The sequence below is a fragment of the Schumannella soli genome, assembly GCF_006517435.1.
GTDB lineage: Bacteria > Actinomycetota > Actinomycetes > Actinomycetales > Microbacteriaceae > Schumannella > Schumannella soli.
Genome location: NZ_VHQG01000002.1, coordinates 533,443 through 554,552, shown reverse-complemented (window position 1 = coordinate 554,552; position 21,110 = coordinate 533,443). Strand labels below are relative to the sequence as shown.

The 21,110-nt window shown below is 70.7% G+C and carries 22 protein-coding genes; 10 read left to right on the top strand and 12 right to left on the bottom strand.

Features of this window, described 5'->3' with window-relative positions; all coding sequences use genetic code 11:
• The first annotated feature begins 45 nt into the window (after positions 1-45).
• The 4 genes from FJ657_RS08285 (at position 46) to FJ657_RS08270 (ending at position 4,314) form a co-directional block, all read left to right on the top strand.
• A complete protein-coding gene (locus tag FJ657_RS08285; protein WP_141163208.1) occupies positions 46-1,368 on the top strand; it encodes a magnesium transporter MgtE N-terminal domain-containing protein in 1,323 nt (440 codons plus the stop codon).
• Entirely contained in the window at positions 1,346-1,933 is a 588-nt protein-coding gene (locus tag FJ657_RS08280) for a DUF1003 domain-containing protein (RefSeq protein WP_141163207.1), read from the top strand. Before FJ657_RS08285 ends, FJ657_RS08280 begins: the two co-directional genes overlap by 23 nt.
• Position 1,934: 1 nt before the next feature.
• A complete protein-coding gene (locus FJ657_RS08275) occupies positions 1,935-3,038 on the top strand; it encodes an Mrp/NBP35 family ATP-binding protein (RefSeq protein ID WP_141163206.1) in 1,104 nt (367 codons plus the stop codon).
• Positions 3,039-3,396: 358 nt separating this feature from the next.
• A complete protein-coding gene (locus FJ657_RS08270; RefSeq protein WP_141163205.1) occupies positions 3,397-4,314 on the top strand; it encodes a LysR family transcriptional regulator in 918 nt (305 codons plus the stop codon).
• 40 nt (positions 4,315-4,354) lie between these two features.
• On the opposite strand, the gene FJ657_RS08265 is transcribed toward FJ657_RS08270, so the two are convergent.
• The 5 genes from FJ657_RS08265 to FJ657_RS08245 all read right to left on the bottom strand — a co-directional run bounded on the left by FJ657_RS08265 (position 4,355) and on the right by FJ657_RS08245 (position 9,416).
• Entirely contained in the window at positions 4,355-5,185 is an 831-nt protein-coding gene (locus tag FJ657_RS08265; protein WP_255447307.1) for a carbohydrate ABC transporter permease, read from the bottom strand.
• 65 nt (positions 5,186-5,250) lie between these two features.
• Positions 5,251-6,276, bottom strand: coding sequence for a carbohydrate ABC transporter permease (locus FJ657_RS08260; protein ID WP_255447218.1), 1,026 nt, complete (start codon positions 6,274-6,276; stop codon positions 5,251-5,253).
• Positions 6,273-7,673 (bottom strand): N-acetylglucosamine/diacetylchitobiose ABC transporter substrate-binding protein, encoded by a 1,401-nt coding sequence (ngcE, locus tag FJ657_RS08255; RefSeq protein ID WP_141163203.1) that lies wholly within the window; start codon positions 7,671-7,673, stop codon positions 6,273-6,275. The genes FJ657_RS08260 and ngcE overlap by 4 nt, the downstream gene beginning before the upstream one ends.
• A gap of 43 nt (positions 7,674-7,716) precedes the next feature.
• A complete protein-coding gene (locus FJ657_RS08250; RefSeq protein ID WP_141163202.1) occupies positions 7,717-8,472 on the bottom strand; it encodes a sugar isomerase domain-containing protein in 756 nt (251 codons plus the stop codon).
• Positions 8,469-9,416 carry a MurR/RpiR family transcriptional regulator gene (locus FJ657_RS08245; protein ID WP_141163201.1) on the bottom strand — a complete coding sequence of 316 codons (948 nt, stop codon included), beginning with the start codon at positions 9,414-9,416 and terminating at the stop codon, positions 8,469-8,471. The genes FJ657_RS08250 and FJ657_RS08245 overlap by 4 nt, the downstream gene beginning before the upstream one ends.
• A gap of 79 nt (positions 9,417-9,495) precedes the next feature.
• On the opposite strand from FJ657_RS08245, the gene FJ657_RS08240 reads away from it, so the two are divergent.
• Positions 9,496-10,500, top strand: coding sequence for an N-acetylglucosamine kinase (locus tag FJ657_RS08240; protein WP_181408915.1), 1,005 nt, complete (start codon positions 9,496-9,498; stop codon positions 10,498-10,500).
• A gap of 64 nt (positions 10,501-10,564) precedes the next feature.
• Here FJ657_RS08240 and FJ657_RS08235 read toward each other — a convergent pair whose 3' ends face one another.
• Entirely contained in the window at positions 10,565-10,981 is a 417-nt protein-coding gene (locus FJ657_RS08235) for a twin-arginine translocase TatA/TatE family subunit (RefSeq protein WP_141163199.1), read from the bottom strand.
• A 63-nt stretch (positions 10,982-11,044) separates the two neighbouring features.
• Here FJ657_RS08235 and FJ657_RS08230 point away from each other — a divergent pair, with 63 nt between their 5' ends.
• Positions 11,045-11,677: an O-methyltransferase gene (locus FJ657_RS08230; protein ID WP_141163198.1), complete on the top strand. Its 633-nt coding sequence runs from the start codon at positions 11,045-11,047 to the stop codon at positions 11,675-11,677.
• A gap of 90 nt (positions 11,678-11,767) precedes the next feature.
• On the opposite strand, the gene FJ657_RS08225 is transcribed toward FJ657_RS08230, so the two are convergent.
• Both FJ657_RS08225 and dapE read right to left on the bottom strand, forming a co-directional pair.
• Positions 11,768-11,938 (bottom strand): DUF3117 domain-containing protein, encoded by a 171-nt coding sequence (locus FJ657_RS08225; protein ID WP_141144785.1) that lies wholly within the window; start codon positions 11,936-11,938, stop codon positions 11,768-11,770.
• 70 nt (positions 11,939-12,008) lie between these two features.
• The gene (gene dapE / locus FJ657_RS08220; RefSeq protein ID WP_141163197.1) at positions 12,009-13,097 is read right to left on the bottom strand and encodes a succinyl-diaminopimelate desuccinylase; all 1,089 of its coding nucleotides are present in this window, start codon (positions 13,095-13,097) and stop codon (positions 12,009-12,011) included.
• A gap of 110 nt (positions 13,098-13,207) precedes the next feature.
• Here dapE and dapD point away from each other — a divergent pair, with 110 nt between their 5' ends.
• Positions 13,208-14,167: a 2,3,4,5-tetrahydropyridine-2,6-dicarboxylate N-succinyltransferase gene (dapD, locus tag FJ657_RS08215; protein WP_141163196.1), complete on the top strand. Its 960-nt coding sequence runs from the start codon at positions 13,208-13,210 to the stop codon at positions 14,165-14,167.
• Between the two features lie 83 nt (positions 14,168-14,250).
• Here dapD and FJ657_RS08210 read toward each other — a convergent pair whose 3' ends face one another.
• Genes FJ657_RS08210 through FJ657_RS08195 form a run of 4 tightly spaced genes read right to left on the bottom strand, consistent with a single transcriptional unit; the run spans position 14,251 to position 17,541 of the window.
• Positions 14,251-15,555 (bottom strand): citrate synthase, encoded by a 1,305-nt coding sequence (locus FJ657_RS08210; RefSeq protein WP_141163195.1) that lies wholly within the window; start codon positions 15,553-15,555, stop codon positions 14,251-14,253.
• A 54-nt stretch (positions 15,556-15,609) separates the two neighbouring features.
• Entirely contained in the window at positions 15,610-16,713 is a 1,104-nt protein-coding gene (gene dapC / locus FJ657_RS08205; protein WP_141163194.1) for a succinyldiaminopimelate transaminase, read from the bottom strand.
• A 12-nt stretch (positions 16,714-16,725) separates the two neighbouring features.
• The gene (gene fdxA, locus FJ657_RS08200; RefSeq protein WP_141144780.1) at positions 16,726-17,043 is read right to left on the bottom strand and encodes a ferredoxin; all 318 of its coding nucleotides are present in this window, start codon (positions 17,041-17,043) and stop codon (positions 16,726-16,728) included.
• Between the two features lie 9 nt (positions 17,044-17,052).
• Positions 17,053-17,541 (bottom strand): hypothetical protein, encoded by a 489-nt coding sequence (locus FJ657_RS08195; protein WP_141163193.1) that lies wholly within the window; start codon positions 17,539-17,541, stop codon positions 17,053-17,055.
• A gap of 102 nt (positions 17,542-17,643) precedes the next feature.
• Here FJ657_RS08195 and efeU point away from each other — a divergent pair, with 102 nt between their 5' ends.
• From efeU to efeB, 3 genes are read left to right on the top strand one after another with little or no spacing between them, the layout of a single operon-like run.
• On the top strand, positions 17,644-18,516 hold the full coding sequence (efeU, locus tag FJ657_RS08190) for an iron uptake transporter permease EfeU (RefSeq protein WP_141163192.1): 873 nt from the start codon (positions 17,644-17,646) through the stop codon (positions 18,514-18,516).
• 55 nt (positions 18,517-18,571) lie between these two features.
• Positions 18,572-19,801 (top strand): iron uptake system protein EfeO, encoded by a 1,230-nt coding sequence (gene efeO, locus FJ657_RS08185; protein ID WP_141163191.1) that lies wholly within the window; start codon positions 18,572-18,574, stop codon positions 19,799-19,801.
• On the top strand, positions 19,798-21,072 hold the full coding sequence (gene efeB, locus FJ657_RS08180; RefSeq protein WP_141163190.1) for an iron uptake transporter deferrochelatase/peroxidase subunit: 1,275 nt from the start codon (positions 19,798-19,800) through the stop codon (positions 21,070-21,072). Before efeO ends, efeB begins: the two co-directional genes overlap by 4 nt.
• The last annotated feature ends 38 nt before the right edge of the window (positions 21,073-21,110 follow it).

The window sequence follows — 21,110 nt, the reverse complement described above, 5'->3', positions numbered from 1 at the left end:
CCCGGCGGCGGAGGTTCGCGCTCCTCCGGCGAGTAGGCTCGACGCGTGAGCGCCACGAGAGTCTTCGTCGCCCGACTGGCCGGGTGCTCCGTCTTCGACCCCGCCGGCGACAAGGTCGGCCGCGTGCGCGACGTCATCGTCGTCTACCGCGCGAGCGGGGCTCCCACCGTCGTCGGCCTCATCGTCGAGATCCCCGGCAAGCGCCGCGTCTTCCTCTCCATCGGCCGTGTCACCAGCATCGGCTCCGGCCAGATCATCACGACCGGCCTCATCAACCTGCGCCGCTTCGAACAGCGCGGCGGCGAGGTGCGCGTGATCGCCGAGCTGCTGGGCCGCAAGGTCGTGTTCCGCGACGGCAGCGGCGAGGCGAGCATCGAGGATGTCGCGATCTCCGAGACCGGACCCGGCGAGTGGGAGGTCGAAGACCTCTTCCTGCGCCGCCCCCGCACCGGCGCATCGCCCTTCGGCCGCGGCAAGACGACCTTCGCGCGCTGGGAGCGCGTCACCGAGAAGACCACCGCCGGCGAGCCGCAGTCGGCCGAGCAGCTGATCGCGACCTACACCGACCTGCTGCCCGCCGACCTCGCATCCACTCTGCTCGACCTGCCCGAGGAGCGTCGCCTCGAAGTCGCCGAGGAGCTGCCCGACGAGCGCCTCGCCGACGCGCTCGAGGAGATGCCCGAGACCGAGCAGGTCGAGCTCATCACCCACCTCGACGACGCCCGCGCCGCCGATGTGCTCGACCAGATGCAGCCCGACGACGCCGCCGACCTCATCGCACAGCTGCCCGAGGCGAAGGGCGAGGCGCTGCTGCAGCTCATGCAACCCGAGGAGGCGGAGGACGTCCGCTTCCTGCTGAACTACGCGCCCGAGACCGCGGGCGGCCTCATGACGACCGAGCCGATCATCGTCTCCTCCGACGCGACCGTCGCCGAGGGACTCGCGCTCATCCGGCGCCACGAGCTCGCGCCCGCGCTCGGCGCCATGGTGTGCGTCACCCTGCCGCCGTACGAACCGCCGACCGGCCGCTTCCTCGGCGTCGTGCACTTCCAGCGGATGCTGCGCTACCCGCCGCACGAGCGTCTCGGCACCCTGCTCGACCCCAACCTCGAGCCGGTCTCCCCCGAGACCAGCGCCGCCGAGGTCTCGCGCATCCTCGCCAGCTACAACCTCGTGTCGCTGCCGGTCGTGGATGAAGCCCACCGACTCGTCGGGGTGGTGACCATCGATGACGTCCTCGACTATCTGCTGCCCGACGACTGGCGAAGTACCTCCGGCGACGCGGAACCCGAACCGGTTCCGCTGACCACCGGAACGATCCCCACCCGCGGAAGGAGGAACGGCGATGGCCCGCGACGAGCGCGATGACAGCAGGCTGACCGAGCCCAAGGGCTCCCGCGGCGCGTTCCGCCCGCGCCGGGTCGAGAGCCGCGACCGCTTCGGCCGCTTCACCGAGTGGGTCGCCCGCGCGATGGGCACGCCCTGGTTCCTCGTCGGGCTGTCGCTGTTCTGCGTGCTCTGGCTCCTCTACAACGTGACGGCGCCCGAGTCGTGGCGCTTCGACTCCGCCGCGAACGGGTTCACGGCGCTGACCCTGATCCTGTCACTGCAGGCCTCCTACGCGGCTCCGCTCATCCTGCTCGCGCAGAACCGTCAGGACGACCGCGACCGCGTGCAGATCGAGCAGGACCGCCAGCGCGCCGAGCGCAACCTCGCCGACACCGAGTACCTCGCCCGCGAGGTCGTGGCGCTGCGCCTGGCGATCAAGGACGTCGCGACGAAGGACTTCATCCGCGCCGAGCTGCGCTCGATCCTCGAGGAGCTGGATCGCGACCGCGACGCCGAGCGGGCGCGGGAGCGCGAGGAGGCCGCGGCCGCCCGGGCCGCGGCGGCCGGAGCGTCGGCCGACGCGGGCGCCGAGGCCGAGCGCTGAGATGAGCGACTCCCCCGCGGGCGATCCCCGCCTGCTCAGCGCGCTCGCGCGCGTCGACGATCCCGAGATCCGCCGGCCGATCACCGAGCTCGACATGATCCGCGGCGCCGAGATCGACGGCGGCGTCGCGCGCATCCGTCTCGCCCTGACGATCGTCGGCTGCCCGGCGGCGGACACCATCGAGCGGGATGTGCGTGCGGCGGCGAGCGGGGTCGACGGCGTCGAGGAGGTCGATCTCGAGGTCGGCGTCATGACGGTCGCCGAGCGCGAGGCCCTCGTCGAGCGGCTGCGGGGAACGCGGCGCCGGCAGTTCACCGCGGATTCGCTGACGAAGGTCTACGCGATCACGAGCGGCAAGGGCGGGGTCGGCAAGTCGACGGTCACGGCGAACCTCGCGGTCGCGCTCGCCGCGCGGGGGCTGCGCGTCGGACTCGTCGACGCCGACGTGTTCGGCTACTCGATCCCGGCGATCCTGGGGCTCGGCGATGCCAAGCCGACCCGCGTGGGCGACATGATCCTGCCGCCCGTCGGGCACGGCGTGAAGGTCATCTCGATCGGCATGTTCGTCGACGGCTCGGCGGCCGTGTCGTGGCGGGGTCCCCTGCTGCACCGCACGATGGAGCAGTTCCTCACCGACGTGTTCTTCGGCGACCTGGATGTGCTGCTGCTCGACCTGCCGCCCGGCACCGGCGACGTGGCGATCTCGCTCGGACAGCTGCTGCCGCACGCCGAGGTGCTCGTCGTGACGACGCCGCAGGAGGCCGCCGCCGACGTGGCCGAGCGCAGCGGGCTCGTCGCCCGGCAGACCGGCCAGACCGTGATCGGCGTGGTCGAGAACATGGCCGGGCTCGCGCAGCCGGACGGGTCGGTGCTCGAGCTCTTCGGCTCGGGCGGCGGCGACGAGGTCGCTCGCCGGCTGGAAGTGCCGGTGCTAGCCCGGCTGCCGCTGAGCATCGCGCTGCGCGAGGGCGGCGACGCCGGAGCACCGGTCGTGCTCGGCGACCCCGCGGATCCTGCTGCGGCCGCCGTGAGCGCCCTGGCCGCGCAGCTCGCGGCACGCGGGCGCGGACTCGCCGGACGCTCGCTGCCGTTCAGCACGGCCTGACGCCGGGCGCTGCCCGGCCGGACCCGGACATGCGAAAGGCCCTCCCGGAGGAGGGCCTTTCGTGATGAGCGTCGCGGTGACTCTAGAAGGTCGGGACGGATCCGATTCCCTGCACGGCTCGGATCAGCCCCGCCCTTCGAGAGACGCCGCGGCGCTCGGTGACGACCTCAGCGCGCGAGGAAGCGGCGGGTCGGGATGGAGCGGTAGCCGTCGCGGGCGATCGTGGCGATCGTGCCGCCGATGGCCAGTGCTCCGAGGGCGGAGAACAGGATGGTCGCGGTGAGCATGGAACAAGTACACCGCGCAAGCGTATGAAGCACAATCTCACGTTTCTGCATCCTGGATGTAGTTTGACTACATGGATGTGCGCCGCCTCGACCTGCTCCGCGAACTCGCCGACCGCGGGTCGGTGACCGCGGTCGCGCGGGCCACGCACCGCACGCCCTCCGCGGTCTCGCAGCAGCTCAAAGCCCTCGAACGCGAGGTCGGCGTCCCGCTCACCGAGCGCTCCGGCCGGGGCCTCGTGCTCACCGGCCCGGGCCGCGTGCTCGCCGACACCGCGAAGGATCTCGCCGCGGCGATCCAACGCGCGGAGTCCGTCTGGGCTGAGTTCCTCGAGCAGCCGCGGGGCGAGGTCACGCTCGTCACCTTCCCGACCGCCGGCGAGATGCTGCTGCCGGGCGTGCTGCACCGCATCGACGCCGTGCCCGGCCTCACCCTCGCCTGCCGCGATCTCGATCCGCTGCTGCCCGACTTCGCCGATCTCACACCCGACTTCGACATCGTGATCGCGGATGCGCCCGGTATCGCCCCGAGCTGGCGGGAGCGCGGCCTCACGGTCGTCGAGCTGCTGCGCGAGCCGCTCGACATCGTGCTGCCGGAAGGTCATCCGCTCGCCGCCAAGCGCTCCCTCTCCCCCGCGGATGTCGTCGACGAGACCTGGATCGGGGTTCCCGAGGACTTTCCCTACGACCGCATCCTCGACCGCATCCAGGCGATCACCGGCCACGAGGCGCGCATCGCTCAGCGCTTCATCGACAACAGCATCGTCGAGGCCGTCATCGCGGCCGGGCACGGCATCGGGATCCTGCCGCGGTACACGACGCGCGACCGCGAGAACGGCCTCGTCACCCGACCGCTCTCGGGCGTGCGGTCGGAGCGCGTGATCTGGGCGATCCTGCGCTCCGACCGGGCCGAGCGCCCCTCGGTGCGGCTCGTGCTCGACGCGCTGCAGGCCGAGGCGGCCGACTTCGCGGCGAAGCACCGCCCGGCGTGACGGCTCGGCGCGAGACCGCGACCGACATCGAGACCGTGACCTACTTCATCGTCCCCTGCGACACCGAGCCCTGCAGCTGACGCTGGAAGATCACGTAGACGATCAGCACCGGCAGCACCGTGATGACGACGCCGGCGAACAGCGCGCCGAAGTCGACGTCGTAGCCTGCCGCCGAGTTGAACAGGTCCATCGCCTGCGACAGCACCGGGGTGCCCGAGGAGTTGATCGCCGTCGGGATCAGGTACTGGTTCCAGAGCCCCAGGAAGTTGAAGATCGCGACCGAGGCGAGACCGGGTCGCGCCATCGGCAGCATCACCTGGAAGAAAGTGCGCCACTCGCTCGCCCCATCCATCGCCGCGGCCTCCGCGATCTCCGTCGGCAGGGTGCGGAAGAAGGAGTAGAGGAAGAACACGGTGAACGGCAGCGCGAACGCGACGTAGGTCAGGATCAGACCCGGCGTCGTGCCGAGCAGCCCGAAGCCCTTGAGCGTGAAGAACAGCGGCACGATCGCGAGGAAGATCGGGAAGGTGAGCCCGGCCATCATCAGGTAGTAGATGATCCGGTTCCCGGGGAAGTCGAAGCGCGCCAGGATGTACGCGCACATCGCCCCCAGCACCATGACCAGCACGAGCGCCGACCCGACCACGATGACGGTCTGCACCATCGCCGAGCCGATGCCGGCGGTGTTCCAGGCCTTGACGTAGTTGGAGAAGTCCAGGCTCCCGGGCAGGGCGAACGGCGAGGCGAAGATCTCCTTCGTCGTCTTGAACGACGTCATGAGCGTCCACAGCAGCGGCAGCACGACGATGGCGGCCCAGATGATGAGGATGACGTGCCAGATGACCGCGGGCACGCGATCCGTCGGCGGCATCGACCTCGCCGACTTCGCGGCGCTCGCGCGACCCGAGGCGACCGGCCTCGACAGGCTCTCGGCGCTCATGCTCGCCCCTCGTCTCGTCCGCGGGCCGCTCGCGCGATCGAGAAGACCACGAGCGCGAACAGCAGGGTGACCAGCGCGCTCGCGACGCCGATGGCGCTCGCGTAGCCGGCCTGGCCGTTGTGGAACAGGTTGAGCAGGATCTTCTGCGGCACGACCTGGGTCGTCGCCGGGCCGCTCGTGGTGAGACCTTGCGCGTAGACGTAGGCGTCGAGCGCCGTGATGCCGAGGTAGACGTAGGCGGTCTGGATGCTGTCGCGGATCTGCGGGATCGTGATCGAGAAGGTCATGCGCATCCGGCTCGCGCCATCGAGTCGCGCGGCTTCGTAGATCTCGGCAGGCACGCTCTTGATCGAGGCGACGAAGAGCACCATGTAGAAGCCGACGAAGGCCCAGACCATGACGAAGATCAGAGAGATGCGGGCCGTGGCCGGGTCTCCGAGCCAGGCGAAGTCGTCGAAGGGCAGTCCCAGGCTCGTGAGCACGGCGTTGAGGATGCCGTGCGAGGGGTCGAGAACGCCCGACCAGACGATGCCGATGATGATCGCCGGGATCACGTAGGGGAAGAAGGAGACGACCCGGTAGAAGCTCGAGCCGCGGATTCCGCGGATCGGCCCGATGCTGGGGCCGGCGACGGTCACGGCGCTGGCGAAGGCGAGCGCGATCGCGATCGTCACGATCGGCACGACGAGCGCCAGGATGACGTTGTTGAGGAAGGCGTTCAGCACGCCCTGGTCGCCGAGCAGCTTGATGAAGTTCGCCGGACCGGTGAACTGGTAGGTGGGCGAGAAGCCGCCGAAGTTGGTCAGCGCGTACCAGGCCGCCTGGATGAACGGCGAGATCACGAAGATCAGGAAGATCGCGAGCGGGAGCCCGAGGAAGACGATGAACAGGGTCACCCGGTCGAAGTTCCAGCGCTTGACCCGGCGACCGGAGCCGCGCCGGGCCCGGCGAGGAGGGGTGACCTTCCCGCCGGGCGCGGACGCGAGGGCGCCGCGGACGTCGCTGCTGCCCGCCAGACTCACTTGACCGTGATCTTCTTGATCGAGTCGTCCTTCGCGATCTTGTCGGAGATCTGCTGCAGCCCGTCGGTCAGCTGGTTCACGCTCGACTTGCCGTCGAGGAACGCGTTCCAGAGCACCAGCTGGTCGGTGTTCGTGCCGTAGTTGTCGACGAAGGTGAACGTGAACGTGTCGGACTTCGCCGCGTTGAGCATCGAGATCTGCGACGCCAGCGCGGTCGAGCCGAAGGCGTCATCCGGCACCGTGTCCTTCACGATCGAGGGCGCGAGACGCGTCTTGGCGAAGTTCGTCGCCGACTCCTTGCTGAGCATGATGCGCAGCACCTCCTTGCCGCCCGCGACGCTCTTCGCCGCCGACGGCACCGCGAAGGGCTCGCCGGCGGTGGAGCGCAGCGCGGTCTGCGGCAGCTTCGACCCGGTGGTGACGGTGAACTCCGGCGTCCCCGTCATCTGGAAGTCGGCCGCCGTCTGGCTCTTCATCTCGTTCTCGATCCACGAGCCCGAGGGGTAGAGCAGACCGGACTGGTCGTTCGACCACTGGGCCTGGGCCGCCGTGAACTGCGTGCCCGATCCACCCGGCTTGACGTACCCGGCGTCAATGATCTTCTTGAGCGCCGTGAGCACCTTCTGCACGGAGTCCTGCGACCACGCGCCGTCCTTGAGGTTGTCGAAGTTCAGGCGCACCTCGTCGCCGCCCTCCTTGATCGCCGAGTCGATGACGAGGGTCTGGTAGTACGTCGCGGCTTCCTTGCCCCAGACGAACAGGTACTTGCCCGCGGCCTTGGCCTTGCCGCCGAGCTCGTAGGCCTCATCCCAGGTGGTCGGAGGCGTCCAGTTGTTCTTCTCGAACAGCGATGCCGAGTACCAGACGGCGTAGAGCGTCAGAACGTAGTTGAGCGCCTTGAGCTTGCCGTCGAACTCGCCCGGCGTGAGCACGCCCGGGTAGAGCGTGTCGCTGATCTTCGTGCCCTCGAGGTTGTTCGCGTCGAGGACGTCCTGCAGCTCCTCGAGCTGATCGAGGATCGAGTTGAAGCCGATCGCGTCGGCACCCGAGTTGTCGATCAGGTCGGGCGGGTTGCCGCCGACGAAGCGCGGCTGCAGGGTGGTGGCGATCTTCGTCTCGGGCTTGACCTTGACGCTCGACCCGGAGTGCTCCTTGGCGAGGATCTTGCCGGCGAAGTCGACGTAGTCGGTCTTGTAGCCGCCGTTGAAGATGACGGCATCCACCGTCGTGTTGTCGGCCATGCCGAAGGGGTTCTTGGCGCTCTTCTGGCCGGTCGCGCCGCCGCCGCCTCCGGTGGAGCAGGAGGCGAGGGTGACGCCGAGGGGGATGGCGACCGCGCCGGCGAGGGCCGCGCGGAGGAAGTTGCGTCGGTCCAGCGACGCTGACTGCAGTGACATTCGGTGGTGCCTACCTTCCAGGTGTGGTGGGGGTGTGGAACGGTCAGGCCGAGCGGCGGATGCGGCCGCGATAGCGGTCTTCCAGCGCTCGGTTGTGCTCATCACCTCCCGGGATGTTGGCGGAGATGTACACAGGCGGGGTGGCGCCGGTCGCGGCGATGCGCTCGGTGACGCCGATGGTCAGCAGCTGGGCGATGAGCGCCGCGGTGATGGATGACACGGCGCCGACGACGACGCCGCCGTCGACGGGGAGGGTCGTGTCGCCGAAGGGCGCGAGGTTGTCGATCACGACGTCGGCGACTTCGCTGAGTCGCTTTCCGCTGGGATGCTTGGGCTCGACGGCGTTGGTGTGCTCGAGGCTCGTGACCGCGATCACGGCGTGGCCGCGGCGCTTCGCCTCCAGAGCGACGCCGACGATCGAGCCGTTGACGCCGGAGTTCGAGGCGATGACGAACACGTCGTCGGGGCCGATCGTCGAGACGGCGAAGAGGTCGTCGACGACGCTCGGGTCGCGCTCGAGCTCGCCGCCGGTGAGGTTCGCGCGGTCGCGGTCGCCGACCGTGAGCACGTCGCGCAGGTAGATGCCGCTGGTCGGGATGAGCCCGCCGGCTCGTCCGGAGAGCTCCATCACGAAGGCCTGCGAGTGCCCGGTGCCGAACGACTGGATGACCCCGCCCTTCTCGAGCGCGCTCACGAGCAGGTCGACGGCCGGCTCGAGGCCTCCCTCGGCGGCGAGGTCGGTCAGCTTCTGCAGCCGGGGGACGACCTGGTCGAGGTAGGCGCGGGCGCTGTCGGTCATGCGGGGGTCCTTCCGGTGGTGGCGCGGGGGATGCGGGCGCCGCGCGGTGAGCTGGTCACCCGGCGGTGGCCGGAGACGGCGAGGCGCGAGCGGGTGAGCCGGGTGGCGGTGGCGGTGAAGTCCTGCTGGGCGACGAGCAGGTAGATGAGGTCGAGCACGAGCAGCTGCGAGGGGCGGGCGGCCAGGTCGGTCGGCTGCAGATAGACATCGGGGCTGGCGGTCGTGATGCACGACTCGGCGACGCGGGCGAGAGCGGAGTCGCGGTCGCTCGTGATCGCGACGGTGCGGGCGCCGCTCGCGGCCGCGCGGGCGAGCATGTCGACCGTCTCGGCGGTGCGGCCGCTCGTCGAGATGCCGATCGCGACGCAGTGCTCGTCTTGGAACTCCGCGCTCACGAGCCCGCTGTGCGGCTCACCCCAGGCGTGGCAGTCGATGCCGATGCGGTAGAGCCGGCTGTGCAGCTCGTTGGCGACGGCCCAGCTGCCGCCGACGCCGTAGATGTCGAGGTGACGCGACGACCAGATGCTCTGCGCGAGCGAGGTGACGAGCTCGAGGTCGATGAGGGATGCGGTCGCCTCGAGGGCGCGCGACTGCACGGAGAGCAGGGTGCGCAGCACGTCCGACGGCGAGTCCTCGGGGGCGAACTGCCGCCCGATGTCGACCTTCCAGGTCTCCTGCGCGTCGTCGCCCGCTCCCCCGTCGACGAGTCCGAGCCGGAACTGCGCGAATCCCGGGTAGCCGAGCAGGCGGCAGAAGCGGGTGACGGTGGCCGCCGAGGTCCCGGCGCGCTCGGCGAGCTCGGTGATCGACAGCTCGAGCGCGGCGGGCGGATCGGTCAGCACGAGCTCGCCGATCTTGGCCATGGCGGCGGACATCTGTGGGAGATTGGCCCGGATGCGGGCGGCCGCTCGGAACCCGTTCTCGAGGGTCTCCGCACGAGCCATCAAAAATCCCTTGCATCATTGTCGGGTCAGGGTTGAAAGACATTTTCATCATCCGTGCGAGGGGAGTCCAGACGCCGTTATGAAAACGAGACATTCCGAGATCGTCGTCGGCGTCGACGGCGGCGGGTCGTCGACCCGGGCCCTCGCGATCGCCCCGGACGGCACCGCCCTGGGCTACGCGGTCGCCGGGAGCGGCAACCGCACCGCCGTCGGCGATGAGCACGCGGCGCTGGCGATCACCGAGGCCGTCGTGCGGGCGCTCGACGCGGCGGACGTGCCCCGCGACGCCCCGCGCACGCTGTCAGTCGCCTTGGCAGGCGCCAGCGGCACGGGACCCGACTGGCTCAGCGGCCCCCTCGCCGAGAACGGCGTCACCGGCCGCCTCGTGATCGAGGCCGACCTGGTCGCGGGCTACCTCTCCGGCACTCTCGCGGAGGTCGGCTACGCCGTCGTCGCGGGAACCGGCGCGATCGCAGCCCGTGTGCGCGGCCGGCAGCTCGAGGCGGTCGCCGACGGACTCGGCTGGCTGCTCGGCGACGACGGCAGCGGTTTCCAGATCGGCCTCGCGGGCGTGCGCGCCGCGGCCGCCGAGCTCGACGGCCGCGGCCCTGCGACCGCCCTCACCTCCGGCGTCCTCGCCGAGCTCGACATCCTCCCGCCGTCCGACGGCGAGGAGCGCGACGGCCATCGCCGTCCGCGCCTGCTCGCCGCGCTGCTTCGGCGCGTCTACGCCGAGCGGCCGGTGACCCTGGCGCGCTGCGCCCGCGTGGTGTCCGAGGCGGCGACCGCCGGCGACCCGGTCGCCCGCGGGATCGTGGATGCCGCCGCCGCCGGACTCGCTCGCACGCTGATCGCCGTGCTCGACGTCGAGCATCCGGGTCCGATCGTGCTCGGCGGCAGCGTGCTCGCGCACCAGCCGATCGTCGTCGACGCCCTGCGAACGGCCCTCCCCGAGGGCGCCGAGCTCACCACGGTGCCCGACGGCGCGGTGGGCAGCGCCATCCTCGCGCTCGCGCACGCCGGGCTGCCGGTCGATGCGGAGCGCTGGGCGCGCATCCACTCGACACTCGCGACGCTGCGCTGAGGGCACACGCCGCGCTCAGCGCAGCCGACTCTCGGCGGTCACGTCGGAACGCGACGGGTTCGGATCAGGTCGCTTCGCCGTCGAAAGGCGCCGGGCGCCCCTTGCCTTGCTTGCGCTGACGCTGCTCGTATGCCGATTCGATGTAGCGCGGGCGCTCGGCGGCGGTCGCCGTCGCCGTGCCGCTCGCTGCGGCGACTCCGGCGCCGGCCGCCGCCGCGGAGGGGGCATCCTCGGTGAGCGCGTCGCGGATGATGCGGCGCGGGTCGTACTGGCGCGGATCGAGCTTCGACCACTCGATGTCGTCGAACTCGGGGCCCATCTCCTCGCGCATGCGGTCTTTCGCGCCGTTCGCCATGTCGCGCACGCCGCGGGCGAGGCGCCCGAGCTGGGCGGCATAGCGGGGCAGGCGCTCGGGACCGATGAGGAAGACCGCGATCACGAGGATGATCAGCAGCTTGTCGAAGGTCAACCCGAGGGACACCCCGACAGGATACGTCCCGCGCACCGGGAAGCCCCATAGGGTTGCGGCGGAAAGGGGCGCACCATGGCCGATCGAGATCTCTCCTGGAAGTTCGCGGAGGAGTTCGTCGACGAGCCGGAAGCCGCTCAGACGGCTCGCCGCAGCTCGCTCGAGCACGGCGTCGAGGCCGTCTCCCCCGCCGTCGGAGCGCAGCTGTCGGTGCTCGCCGCCGCGGTCGGAGCGCAGTCGATCGTCGAGATCGGCACCGGCTTCGGCGTCAGCGGGCTCTGGATGCTGCGCGGCGCCCCCGGCGCATCCCTCACCTCGATCGACACCGAGGCCGAGTATCACGAGTCCGCCCGGGCGACGTTCGCCGAGGCGGGCCACCCGGCGACGCAGGTGCGCCTCATCGGCGGTCGTGCGCTGGACGTGCTGCCGCGCATGAACGACCGCGCCTACGACCTGGTGCTCGTCGACGCCGACCCGGCGAACGTGCTGGCCTACGTCGAGCACGGTCTGCGACTGGTGCGCCCGGGCGGGGTCGTCGCCGTGCCGCACGCACTGTGGCGTGGACGCGTCGCCGACCCCGCTCAGCGTGACGGAGCCGTCGCCGATTACCGTGCGCTTCTCTCGACGGTCGCGGAGTCCCCCGCGGTCACCGCGGCGCTGAGCACCGCGGGTGACGGGCTGCTTCAGCTGGTTCCGACCGGCGTCTGAGACGCCGGCCCGATCCGGCCGAAGCGACCTGCTCGGTATCGGGGCACCGAGCGAAGCCCGGCGGACTCGCCGCCGGGCCGTGAGCTGGAGCTAAGCCGACACGACTGCCGCGAGGGCGTCGTGCAGCTCCTTGGCCTCCTCGTCATTGACGGAGACGACAAGTCGTCCGCCGCCCTCGAGAGGAACGCGCACGATGATCAGGCGACCCTCCTTAACAGCCTCCATCGGCCCGTCTCCGGTCCTCGGCTTCATGGCTGCCATGGGTAGTCCCCTTTCCGTGGATGCGAGTCCATTATCCCGTATGCGGGTGACACGCGAAAACCAGGGGCGCTCAGTTCCCCCGGATCTCACCCGTCAGCCAGGCGCGCAGACCCGCCTCGCAGCGCTCGATCTGCTCGACCGGAACCCGTTCGTCGTCGGCGTGGGCGAGCATCGGATCGCCCGGACCGTAGTTGACGGCGGGGATGCCGAGTGCCGAGAAGCGCGCGACGTCGGTCCAGCCGTACTTGGGCCGGGCCTCGCCGCCGACGGCGCGGAGGAAGTCCTGGGCGAGGGGCGCGTCGAGACCGGGTCGGGCGCCCTCGGAGAGGTCGGTCACGACGAGCTCGACGCCGGGGAACAGCTCGCGCAGCAGCTGTTCGGCCTCGGCGCCGGAGCGGCTCGGGGCGAAGCGGTAGTTGACCGTGACGACGGCCTCGTCGGGGATGACGTTGCCCGCGACGCCCCCGCGGATGCCGACGGCGCTGAGGCTCTCGCGGTAGACGAGGCCGTCGACCTCGACCTCCTCGGCCTCGTGCTCGGCGAGGATCGTGAGCGCGGCGGCGGCGGCGTGGATCGCGTTGACGCCCTTCCAGGCTCGGGCGGAGTGCGCGCGGCGGCCGGAGAAGCGCAGCTCGACGCGGATCGTGCCGTTGCAGCCCCCCTCGACCTCGCCGTTCGAGGGCTCGCCGAGCACCGCGAAGTCGGCCTCGAGCAGCTCCGGATGCGCGCGGGCGAGTCGCCCGAGGCCGTTGCGGGTGGCCTCGACCTCCTCGTTGTCGTACCAGACCCAGGTGACGTCGACGGCCGGCTCGGTCAGCTCGACGGCGAGCTTCAGCTGCACGGCGCAGCCGCCCTTCATGTCCACGGTGCCGCGGCCCCAGAGCACGCCCTCGTCGTCGAGACGGGTCGGCAGGTTGTCGTTGATGGGAACGGTGTCGATGTGCCCGGCGATCACCGCGCGACGCGCGCGGCCGAGGTTCGTGCGGGCGACGATCGCGTCGCCGTCGCGCGTCACCTCGAGGTGCGGCGCCGCGCGCAGCACCTGCTCGATCGCATCCGCCAGAGCCGTTTCCTCGCCCGACACCGAGTGGATGTCGCAGATCGCGCGGGTGAGCTCCACGCTGCCGAGAGAGGGGTCGAGTCGGGGCGTCGCAGTCACCCGTCGAGTCTAGGTCGGCACGCCACAACGCCTCGCTTCGTTAGCGTTGGACGCGTGCCTTCCGCTTCGCGAGCACGGCGCCATGCTCGCGCTTCGGTAGCGTTGACATCATGACTTCCGCTTGGGGCCATGCCCTCGTGACGCTGACCGCCTCGGGCTCCGTGCTCGACGCCTGGTTCCCCTCCCCCGCGCTCGGCCCCGTGCCCGACGACGTCGACCGCGTGCTGCCGCCGACGGATCTCGCCCCCTGGATCGACGACGACGCCGTGCGCGAGACGCGCCGCGACTGGCAGCTCGTCGAGATCGACACCGAGGTCGCACCCGCGTCCACTCCTGATGCCTACCTGCGCCTGCACCTGCTCAGCCACACCCTCGTCGCGCCGAACAGCGTCAACCTCGACGGCGTCTTCGCCCAGCTGCCGAACAACGCCTGGACGAGCGCCGGACCGGTCGAGGCCGAGTCGCTGAACCGCCTGCGCCCCGCCCTGCAGAAGGCCGGCTACACGGTTCTCGGCGTCGACAAGTTCCCGAAGCTGCTCGACTACGTCACGCCCGATCGCGTGCGCATCGCCGACGCCTCGCGCGTGCGCCTGGGCGCCCACCTGGCTCCGGGCACGGTCGTGATGCACGAGGGCTTCGTCAACTTCAACGCGGGCACGCTCGGCGCCTCGATGGTCGAGGGCCGCATCTCGCAGGGCGTCGTCGTCGGCGACGGCTCGGATGTCGGCGGCGGCGCCTCGATCATGGGCACCCTCTCGGGCGGCGGCACGCAGCGGGTGCGCATCGGCGAGCGGGCGCTGCTCGGCGCGAACGCCGGGGTGGGCATCTCGATCGGCGACGACACGGTCGTCGAGGCGGGCCTCTACGTCACCGCCGGCACGAAGGTGCACCTGATCGACCCCGAGGCGGGAGCGCACGGCGCGAACGCGACCGTGCCGAACACGGTCAAGGCGGTCGAGCTGTCGGGCGTGCCGAATCTGCTGTTCCGTCGCAACTCGCTGACCGGCGCGGTCGAGGTGCTCGCCCGCAGCGGCGCCGGCATCCAGCTCAACGCGGCCCTGCACGCCTGAGCCCTGCGGCAGCGGATCGCACGAACGAGAGAACCCCCTCGAGCACCTGGCTCGAGGGGGTTCTGCGTGTCAGCGGCGCCGACTCAGCGGTCGACGGGCCAGCTGCGCGCGTCGGGGCCGACGTAGAGCTGCTGCGGGCGGCCGATCTTCGTCTTGGGGTCGACGTTCGACTCGCGCCACTGGGCGATCCACCCGGGCAGTCGGCCGATCGCGAAGAGCACGGTGAACATGCGCGTCGGGAAGCCCATGGCCTTGTAGATCACGCCGGTGTAGAAGTCGACGTTCGGGTAGAGCTTGCGCTCCACGAAGTAGTCGTCGCCGAGCGCGACCTCCTCGAGCTGCTTCGCGATGTCGAGCAGCGGGTCGTTGACGCCGAGGTCGGCGAGCACGGCGTCGGCGCTCTCCTTGACGAGGCGGGCACGCGGGTCGAAGTTCTTGTAGACGCGGTGGCCGAAGCCCATCAGGCGGACGCCGTCCTCCTTGGCCTTCACCCGCTCGACGAACTTCTCGACGCTCTCGCCCGAGTCGCGGATCTTGCCGAGCATCGTCAGCACCGCCTCGTTCGCTCCGCCGTGCAGCGGGCCCGAGAGAGCCTGGATGCCGGCCGAGATGGAGGCGAAGAGGTTCGCCTCGGTCGAGCCGACGAGGCGGACGGTCGACGTCGACGCGTTCTGCTCGTGGTCTTCGTGCAGGATCAGCAAGCGGTCGAGCGCCTTCGACAGCACCGGGTTGACCTCGTAGGGCTCGGCGAGGTTGCCGAAGTTCAGCTTGAGGAAGTTGTCGACGAAGCTCAGCGAGTTGTCCGGGTAGAGGAACGCCTGACCGAGCGCCTTCTTGTGCGCGTACGCGGCGATGACCGGCAGCTTCGCCAGCAGGCGGATGGTCGAGAGCTCGACCTTCTCCGGGTCGTGCGGGTCGAGCGAGTCCTCGTAGTAGGTCGAGAGCGCCGAGACGGCCGCCGAGAGCACCGACATCGGGTGCGCGGTGTGCGGCAGCGCCGAGAAGAAGCGCTTGAGGTCCTCGTGCAGCAACGTGTGGTGCCGCACCTTGTCGTCGAACTCGCCGAGCTGGTCGGGTGTCGGCAGCTCGCCGTAGATCAGCAGCCAGGCGACCTCGAGGTAGGTGGCGTTCGCCGCCACGTCCTCGATGGAGTACCCGCGGTACCGCAGGATCCCCTCGTCGCCGTCGATGTAGGTGATCTCGCTCTTGGTCGAGGCCGTGTTCACGAAGCCCTGGTCGAGGGTCGTCAGCCCGGTCTGCTTCGTCAGCGTCGAGATGTCGATGCTGTCTTTGCCGTCGACGGCACGCAGGATGGGGAACTCGGCGGTACCGCCCGGGTAGGACAGTGTGACCTTCTGAGAGGCGTCGGTGGTTCCAGAATCGCTCACGGATACAGCCTAGGCGGTCGCCGGGAACACTGACGAACCCGCTCAGCGTCGACGTCAGGCTTTGGAGAAGTCCGACAAACGCGCCGCGGCGGCCCCGATCCGCTCATCCGTCGCCGTCAGCGCGAGGCGCACGTGCTGCGCTCCGGCCTCGCCGTAGAAGGCGCCCGGCGCGGCCAGGATCCCGATGTCGGCGAGTGCGGCGATCGTCGTCCAGCAGTCCTCGTCGCGGGTGGCCCAGAGGTAGAGCCCCGCGTCGCTGCGGTCGATGCGGAACCCCGCGGCGTCGAGCGCGGGCCGCAGCACGTCGCGGCGCGCGCGATAGAGCTCGCGCTGCGCATCCACATGCTCCTCGTCGCCGAGCGCGGCGATCATGGCGTGCTGCACGGGCGCCGGCGGGATGAGCCCGGCGTGCTTGCGCACCTCGAGCAGCTGGCCGACGAGCTCGCTGCAGCCGCCGATGAACGCGGCGCGGTAGCCGGCCAGGTTCGACTGCTTGCTCAGCGAGTAGACGGCGAGCGTGCCGCGGCGCGATCCGCGGGTGACGCGCGGGTCGAGGATGCTCGGTGTCGGCCCGGAGCCCTGCCAGTTGAGCTCGGCGTAGCACTCGTCGTTCGCGATCACCGCGCCGATCTCGCGGGCGCGGTCGACGGCGCGGATGAGCGTCTCGATCGGATCGACGTGCCCGTCGGGGTTGCCGGGGCTGTTGAGCCAGACGAGCTTGGTGCCCTCGGGCCAGGCGTCGGGATCGTCGGCGGCGACGGCGGAGGCTCCGGCGATCGCGGCGCCGATCGCGTAGGTGGGGTACGCCACCGTCGGGTGGACGACGACGTCGCCCTCCCCCAGTCCGAGCAGCGTCGGGAGCAGCGCGACGAGCTCCTTGGATCCGATCGTCGGGATGACGTTCGCCGTCGTGAGATCGGTCGCCCCGCGGCGACGGGCGAACCAGTCCACGAGCGCCTCGCGCAGCGGCGGGGAACCCGCGGTCGCGGGGTAGGCGTGCGCGTCGGTCGCGTCGGCGAGAGCCCGGCGCACGACCTCGGGCGTCGGGTCGACGGGCGAGCCGACCGAGAGATCGACGATGCCGTCGGCGTGCTCACGGGCTCGCGCGGCGAAGGGGACGAGCGAGTCCCAGGGGAAGTCGGGAAGCTGCAGGGCCATGCGCGGAGCCGGTCAGGCCTGCGGGGGCAGAGCGGCGATCAGCGCGTGGTCGCCCGGGATCGGACCGACCTTGGCGGCGCCGCCCGGCGAGCCGATCTCCTGGAAGAACTCGACGTTGGCGTTGTAGTAGTCCTTCCACTCGTCGGGGAGGTCGTCTTCGTAGTAGATCGCCTCGACGGGGCAGACGGGCTCGCAGGCGCCGCAGTCGACGCATTCGTCGGCCTGGATGTAAAGCATCCGGTCGCCCTCGTAGATGCAGTCGACGGGGCATTCGTCGATGCAGGCGCGGTCTTTCACATCGACGCAGGGCAGGGCGATGACGTAGGTCACTGATCGATTCTATTCACTCGGGGTGCCGCCGCCGGACACGGCGGGGCGGGGCGTTCGGGGCTGCGTCCGGCGTGCCAGGCGGGGCCAGGCGAGCACGACGAGCGCGATGACGGTGGGGGCGATCGACCAGGTCCAGCCGAGTGCGTCGTTCACGACGAGCACCGAGCCGCCGGGACCGCGGAGCGCCAGCAGCGCGGTGGCGCCGAGCACGCCGAGGGCGGCGCCGCCGGCGACGAGCCGGCTGTCGAAAGCGAAGCGGAAGCCGGCGAGCAGGCACCCGGCGAGCACGATGGCGATCAGGAGCCCGAGCGGGATGCCGCCGACGATCCACTGCCGATGCAGCACGGTCGTCACGGCGCCCACGAAGGCGCCGATGGCCGCGGCGAGGAGGGTGCCGACGATCGACCCGATGATGCCGAGGCCCAGATCGGGCTGGTCGTCGTGCGGGTCCTGCTGCGCGGCGTGCGACGCGGGGTCGACGGGCACGGCGGAGGACATCCGACCAGGATAGCCAGTGGGCGACAGGCGCAGCTGAAAGGTTAGGCTAGGCTTACCTGCGGCTCGTGCCCGCGAGCTCGCACTCCTCCCCGAAAGCCGCCCGTGCTCGCGAACTATCTGATCGGACTCCGCGAAGGCCTCGAAGCCGGACTCATCGTCGGCATCCTCGTCGCCTACCTGCGCAGATCCGGGCGGCGTGACCTGCTGCCCAAGCTCTGGATCGGCATCGGCGCCGCGATCGCCCTGTCGCTCGGCGTCGGCGCGATCCTCACCTGGGGCCCCTCGACCCTGAGCTTCCAGGCGCAGGAGACGATCGGCGGCGGGCTCTCGATCGTCGCCGTCGGCTTCGTCACCTGGATGGTGCTGTGGATGGCGAAGCACGCCCCCACGCTGAGTCGCGAGCTGCGCGAGCGCGCCGACGCCGCGATCGTCGGCGGCGGCGTAGGTCTCGTGGTGCTGGGCATCATCAGCGTCGGACGCGAGGGCATCGAGACGGCGATCTTCGTGTGGGCCACCGTCGCGTCGACTCAGGACCCGGTCGCGAGCTTCATCGGAGTCGTTCTCGGCATCCTCACCGCCGTCGCGCTCGCCGCGCTCATCTCGCTCGGCTTCCTGCGCATCGACCTCGGCCGCTTCTTCCGGTGGACCGGGGTCGTGCTCGTCGTTGTCGCCGCCGGCGTCTTCGCCTACGGGATCGGCGACCTGCAGGAAGCCGGAGTGCTGCCGGGCGTCGGAGTGCACGCCGTGAACCTCGCGGCCGTCATCCCGCCGACGAGCTGGTGGGGCATCGTGCTCGCCGGCCTCTTCAACGTCACCGCCGAGCCGACCTGGCTGCAAGTCATCGTCTGGGCGCTCTACATCGCGATCGTGCTGCCGCTCTTCGTGCTGCGGCAGCGCGCGACGCGACCGCGCGCGAGCGCATCCGGGGCGACGAACGCCGCGAGCGGCACCGCCCCCGCCTCCGACTCCGCCTGACCGGCGGTCCTCCACCACAGCACTGCACTCCCCCTTCCTCGACGACAGGAGAACCATGTCCGCACGACTCCGACCGATCGCCGCCGTGGCCGCGATCGGCGTCGTCGCCCTCGCCCTCGCCGGCTGCGTGCCGAATCCGCGGGCGACCGGCGCGTCGACGGCTCTCGACGTGAAGGTGGCCGACGACAGCTGCGAGGTCTCGGCCTCGACCGCGAAGTCGGGCACCGTGACCTTCAGGATCGCGAACACCGGAACCGACGTGAACGAGTTCGAGATCCTCGCCGACGACAAGCTGCGCATCGTGGGCGAGAAGGAGAACATCACCCCCGGCCAGACCGTCTCCTATGTCGCCCAGCTCAACCCGGGCACCTACTACACGGCCTGCAAGTTCCAGCAGGTCGGGCAGCCCGTCGGCCTCGCGTCGTTCACGGTCAGCGGCGAGGAGATCGAGAGCGACGCCTCGGAGAAGAAGCAGATCTCCGCCGCCGTCACGAACTACGTCGCCTACATCAAGTCCCAGGTCGGCGCGCTCGTGCCCGCGACGAAGGCGTTCACCGACGCCTACCGCAACGGGGATGACGCCACCGCGCGCACGCTGTTCGCCTCGACTCGCGTCGCCTACGAGCGCATCGAGCCCACCGCCGAGGCCTTCGGCGACCTCGACCCGAAGATCGACTACCGCGAGGTGGATGCCGACGCCGAGGGTCTCGACTGGACCGGCTTCCACCGCATCGAGAAGGACCTCTGGCCGCCGGCAGCCGGTGACAAGAACTCCGACGGCACCGATGCTCTCGCGGGCTGGGCCGCCTCGACCCCCGCCGAGCGCGCCCAGTTCGCCGACGGACTCGTCGCCGACGTCGCCCAGCTGTCGGAGCTCGTGAACGCGAAGGACTTCACCGTCGGCATCGCCGACATCTCGAACGGCGCCATCGGGCTGCTCGACGAGGTCGCCACCGGCAAGATCGAAGGCGAGGAGGACTGGTGGTCGCACACCGACCTCACCGACTTCGCCGCCAACGTCGAGGGCGCCCACGTCGCCTACGGCATCGTGCGCGACATCGCGAAGAACAAGGACGCCGACGGCGCGAAGCTCGTCAAGACCATCGACGCGCGCTTCGACGACCTCGAGGCCGAGCTGGCGAAGTACGGCAGCATCGACGGGGGCTTCACGCCCTACGATGAGGTCACCGACTCGCAGCGCAAGGAGCTCTCGGACGCCGTGAACGCCCTCGGAAAGCCGCTCTCGCAGCTGACCCACACCGTGCTGGGCGTGAAGAAGGCGTGACCTCCGACGAGTCCGGCCGCTCCCTGTCGCGGCGAGGCCTGATCGGCCTCGCCGGCGCGGGAGCGGCCGGGCTCGCACTCGGCGGTGCCGGCGGCGCGGTGATCGCCGCGAACGTCGCCGGAGCCGCCGCCTCGAACGGCGTCGGAACCGTGCACGCCTTCCACGGCGAGCACCAGGCCGGCATCAGCACCCCCGCGCAGGATCGCCTGCACTTCGCCGTCTTCGACGTCGACTCCACCGCCTCACGCGACGACCTCATCCAGCTGCTCAAGGACTGGACCGCGGCGGCGGCGCGCATGACCGCGGGCGAGGAGGTCGGCGGCGGCGCCGACGGATCGCCGCTCGCTCCCCCGGACGACACCGGCGAGGCCCTCGGCCTGCCCGCGAGCGCCCTCACCCTCACCTTCGGCTTCGGCCCCGCCCTCTTCGAGACCGCCGACGGCGATGACCGCTTCGGCCTCGCCGACCGCCGACCGCCCGAGCTGACGGCGCTCCCCCGCTTCCGCGGCGACGCCCTCGTCGAGCAGCTCACCGGCGGCGACCTCTGCATCCAGGCCTGCGCCGACGACCCCCAGGTCGCCGTGCACGCCATCCGCAACCTCAGCCGCATCGCCTTCGGCACAGCATCGCTGCGCTGGTCGCAGCTCGGCTTCGGGCGCACCTCGTCGACGTCGACGAGTCAGGCGACCCCGCGCAACCTCTTCGGATTCAAGGACGGCACCGCGAACGTCAAGGCCGAGGAGCAGAAGGCCCTCGACGAGCAGGTCTGGGTCGGGGCCGAGCAGGGTCCGACCTGGATGGTGGGAGGCAGCTACCTCGTCGCCCGCAAGATCCGCATGGTCATCGAATCGTGGGATCGCACCCGCCTCGAAGAGCAGGAGCGCGTGATCGGGCGCAGCAAGGGCGAAGGCGCGCCGCTGAGCGGCGGCACCGAGTTCACCGAGCCCGACTTCCACACGACGGGGGCGACCGACGCCCCGCTCATCGACCGCGACGCGCACGTGCGTCTCGCCCACCCCGACCTCAACGACGGCATCCGCCTGCTGCGCCGCGGCTACAACTACGTCGACGGCAACGACAGCCTGGGGCGGCTGGATGCGGGGCTCTTCTTCCTCTCGTACCAGTCGAGCCCGGAGCGCTTCGTCACCGTGCAGCGCAGCCTCGCGAACGACGCCCTGAACGAGTACCTCAAGCACGTCGGGTCGGCGGTGTTCGCGATCCCCCGCGGCATCGCGACGGGGTCGTGGATCGGGCGCGAACTCTTCCGCTAGGCGGGCAGCCCGTCCGCGGTGCGACCGCCGTCCCGCTC

Excerpts from the sequence above, each read along its gene's own strand:
- FJ657_RS08230 (WP_141163198.1), top strand. The coding sequence starts at position 11,045 with ATGGCCGATCGAGATCTCTCCTGGAAGTTCGCGGAGGAGTTCGTCGAC.
- FJ657_RS08240 (WP_181408915.1), top strand. The coding sequence starts at position 9,496 with ATGAAAACGAGACATTCCGAGATCGTCGTCGGCGTCGACGGCGGCGGG.
- FJ657_RS08225 (WP_141144785.1), bottom strand. The coding sequence starts at position 11,938 with ATGGCAGCCATGAAGCCGAGGACCGGAGACGGGCCGATGGAGGCTGTT.
- efeO (WP_141163191.1), top strand. The coding sequence starts at position 18,572 with ATGTCCGCACGACTCCGACCGATCGCCGCCGTGGCCGCGATCGGCGTC.
- FJ657_RS08275 (WP_141163206.1), top strand. The coding sequence starts at position 1,935 with ATGAGCGACTCCCCCGCGGGCGATCCCCGCCTGCTCAGCGCGCTCGCG.
- FJ657_RS08270 (WP_141163205.1), top strand. The coding sequence starts at position 3,397 with ATGGATGTGCGCCGCCTCGACCTGCTCCGCGAACTCGCCGACCGCGGG.
- FJ657_RS08195 (WP_141163193.1), bottom strand. The coding sequence starts at position 17,541 with ATGTCCTCCGCCGTGCCCGTCGACCCCGCGTCGCACGCCGCGCAGCAG.
- FJ657_RS08265 (WP_255447307.1), bottom strand. The coding sequence starts at position 5,185 with ATGCCGCCGACGGATCGCGTGCCCGCGGTCATCTGGCACGTCATCCTC.
- ngcE (WP_141163203.1), bottom strand. The coding sequence starts at position 7,673 with ATGTCACTGCAGTCAGCGTCGCTGGACCGACGCAACTTCCTCCGCGCG.
- dapD (WP_141163196.1), top strand. The coding sequence starts at position 13,208 with ATGACTTCCGCTTGGGGCCATGCCCTCGTGACGCTGACCGCCTCGGGC.
- dapC (WP_141163194.1), bottom strand. The coding sequence starts at position 16,713 with ATGGCCCTGCAGCTTCCCGACTTCCCCTGGGACTCGCTCGTCCCCTTC.
- FJ657_RS08280 (WP_141163207.1), top strand. The coding sequence starts at position 1,346 with ATGGCCCGCGACGAGCGCGATGACAGCAGGCTGACCGAGCCCAAGGGC.
- FJ657_RS08245 (WP_141163201.1), bottom strand. The coding sequence starts at position 9,416 with ATGGCTCGTGCGGAGACCCTCGAGAACGGGTTCCGAGCGGCCGCCCGC.
- FJ657_RS08250 (WP_141163202.1), bottom strand. The coding sequence starts at position 8,472 with ATGACCGACAGCGCCCGCGCCTACCTCGACCAGGTCGTCCCCCGGCTG.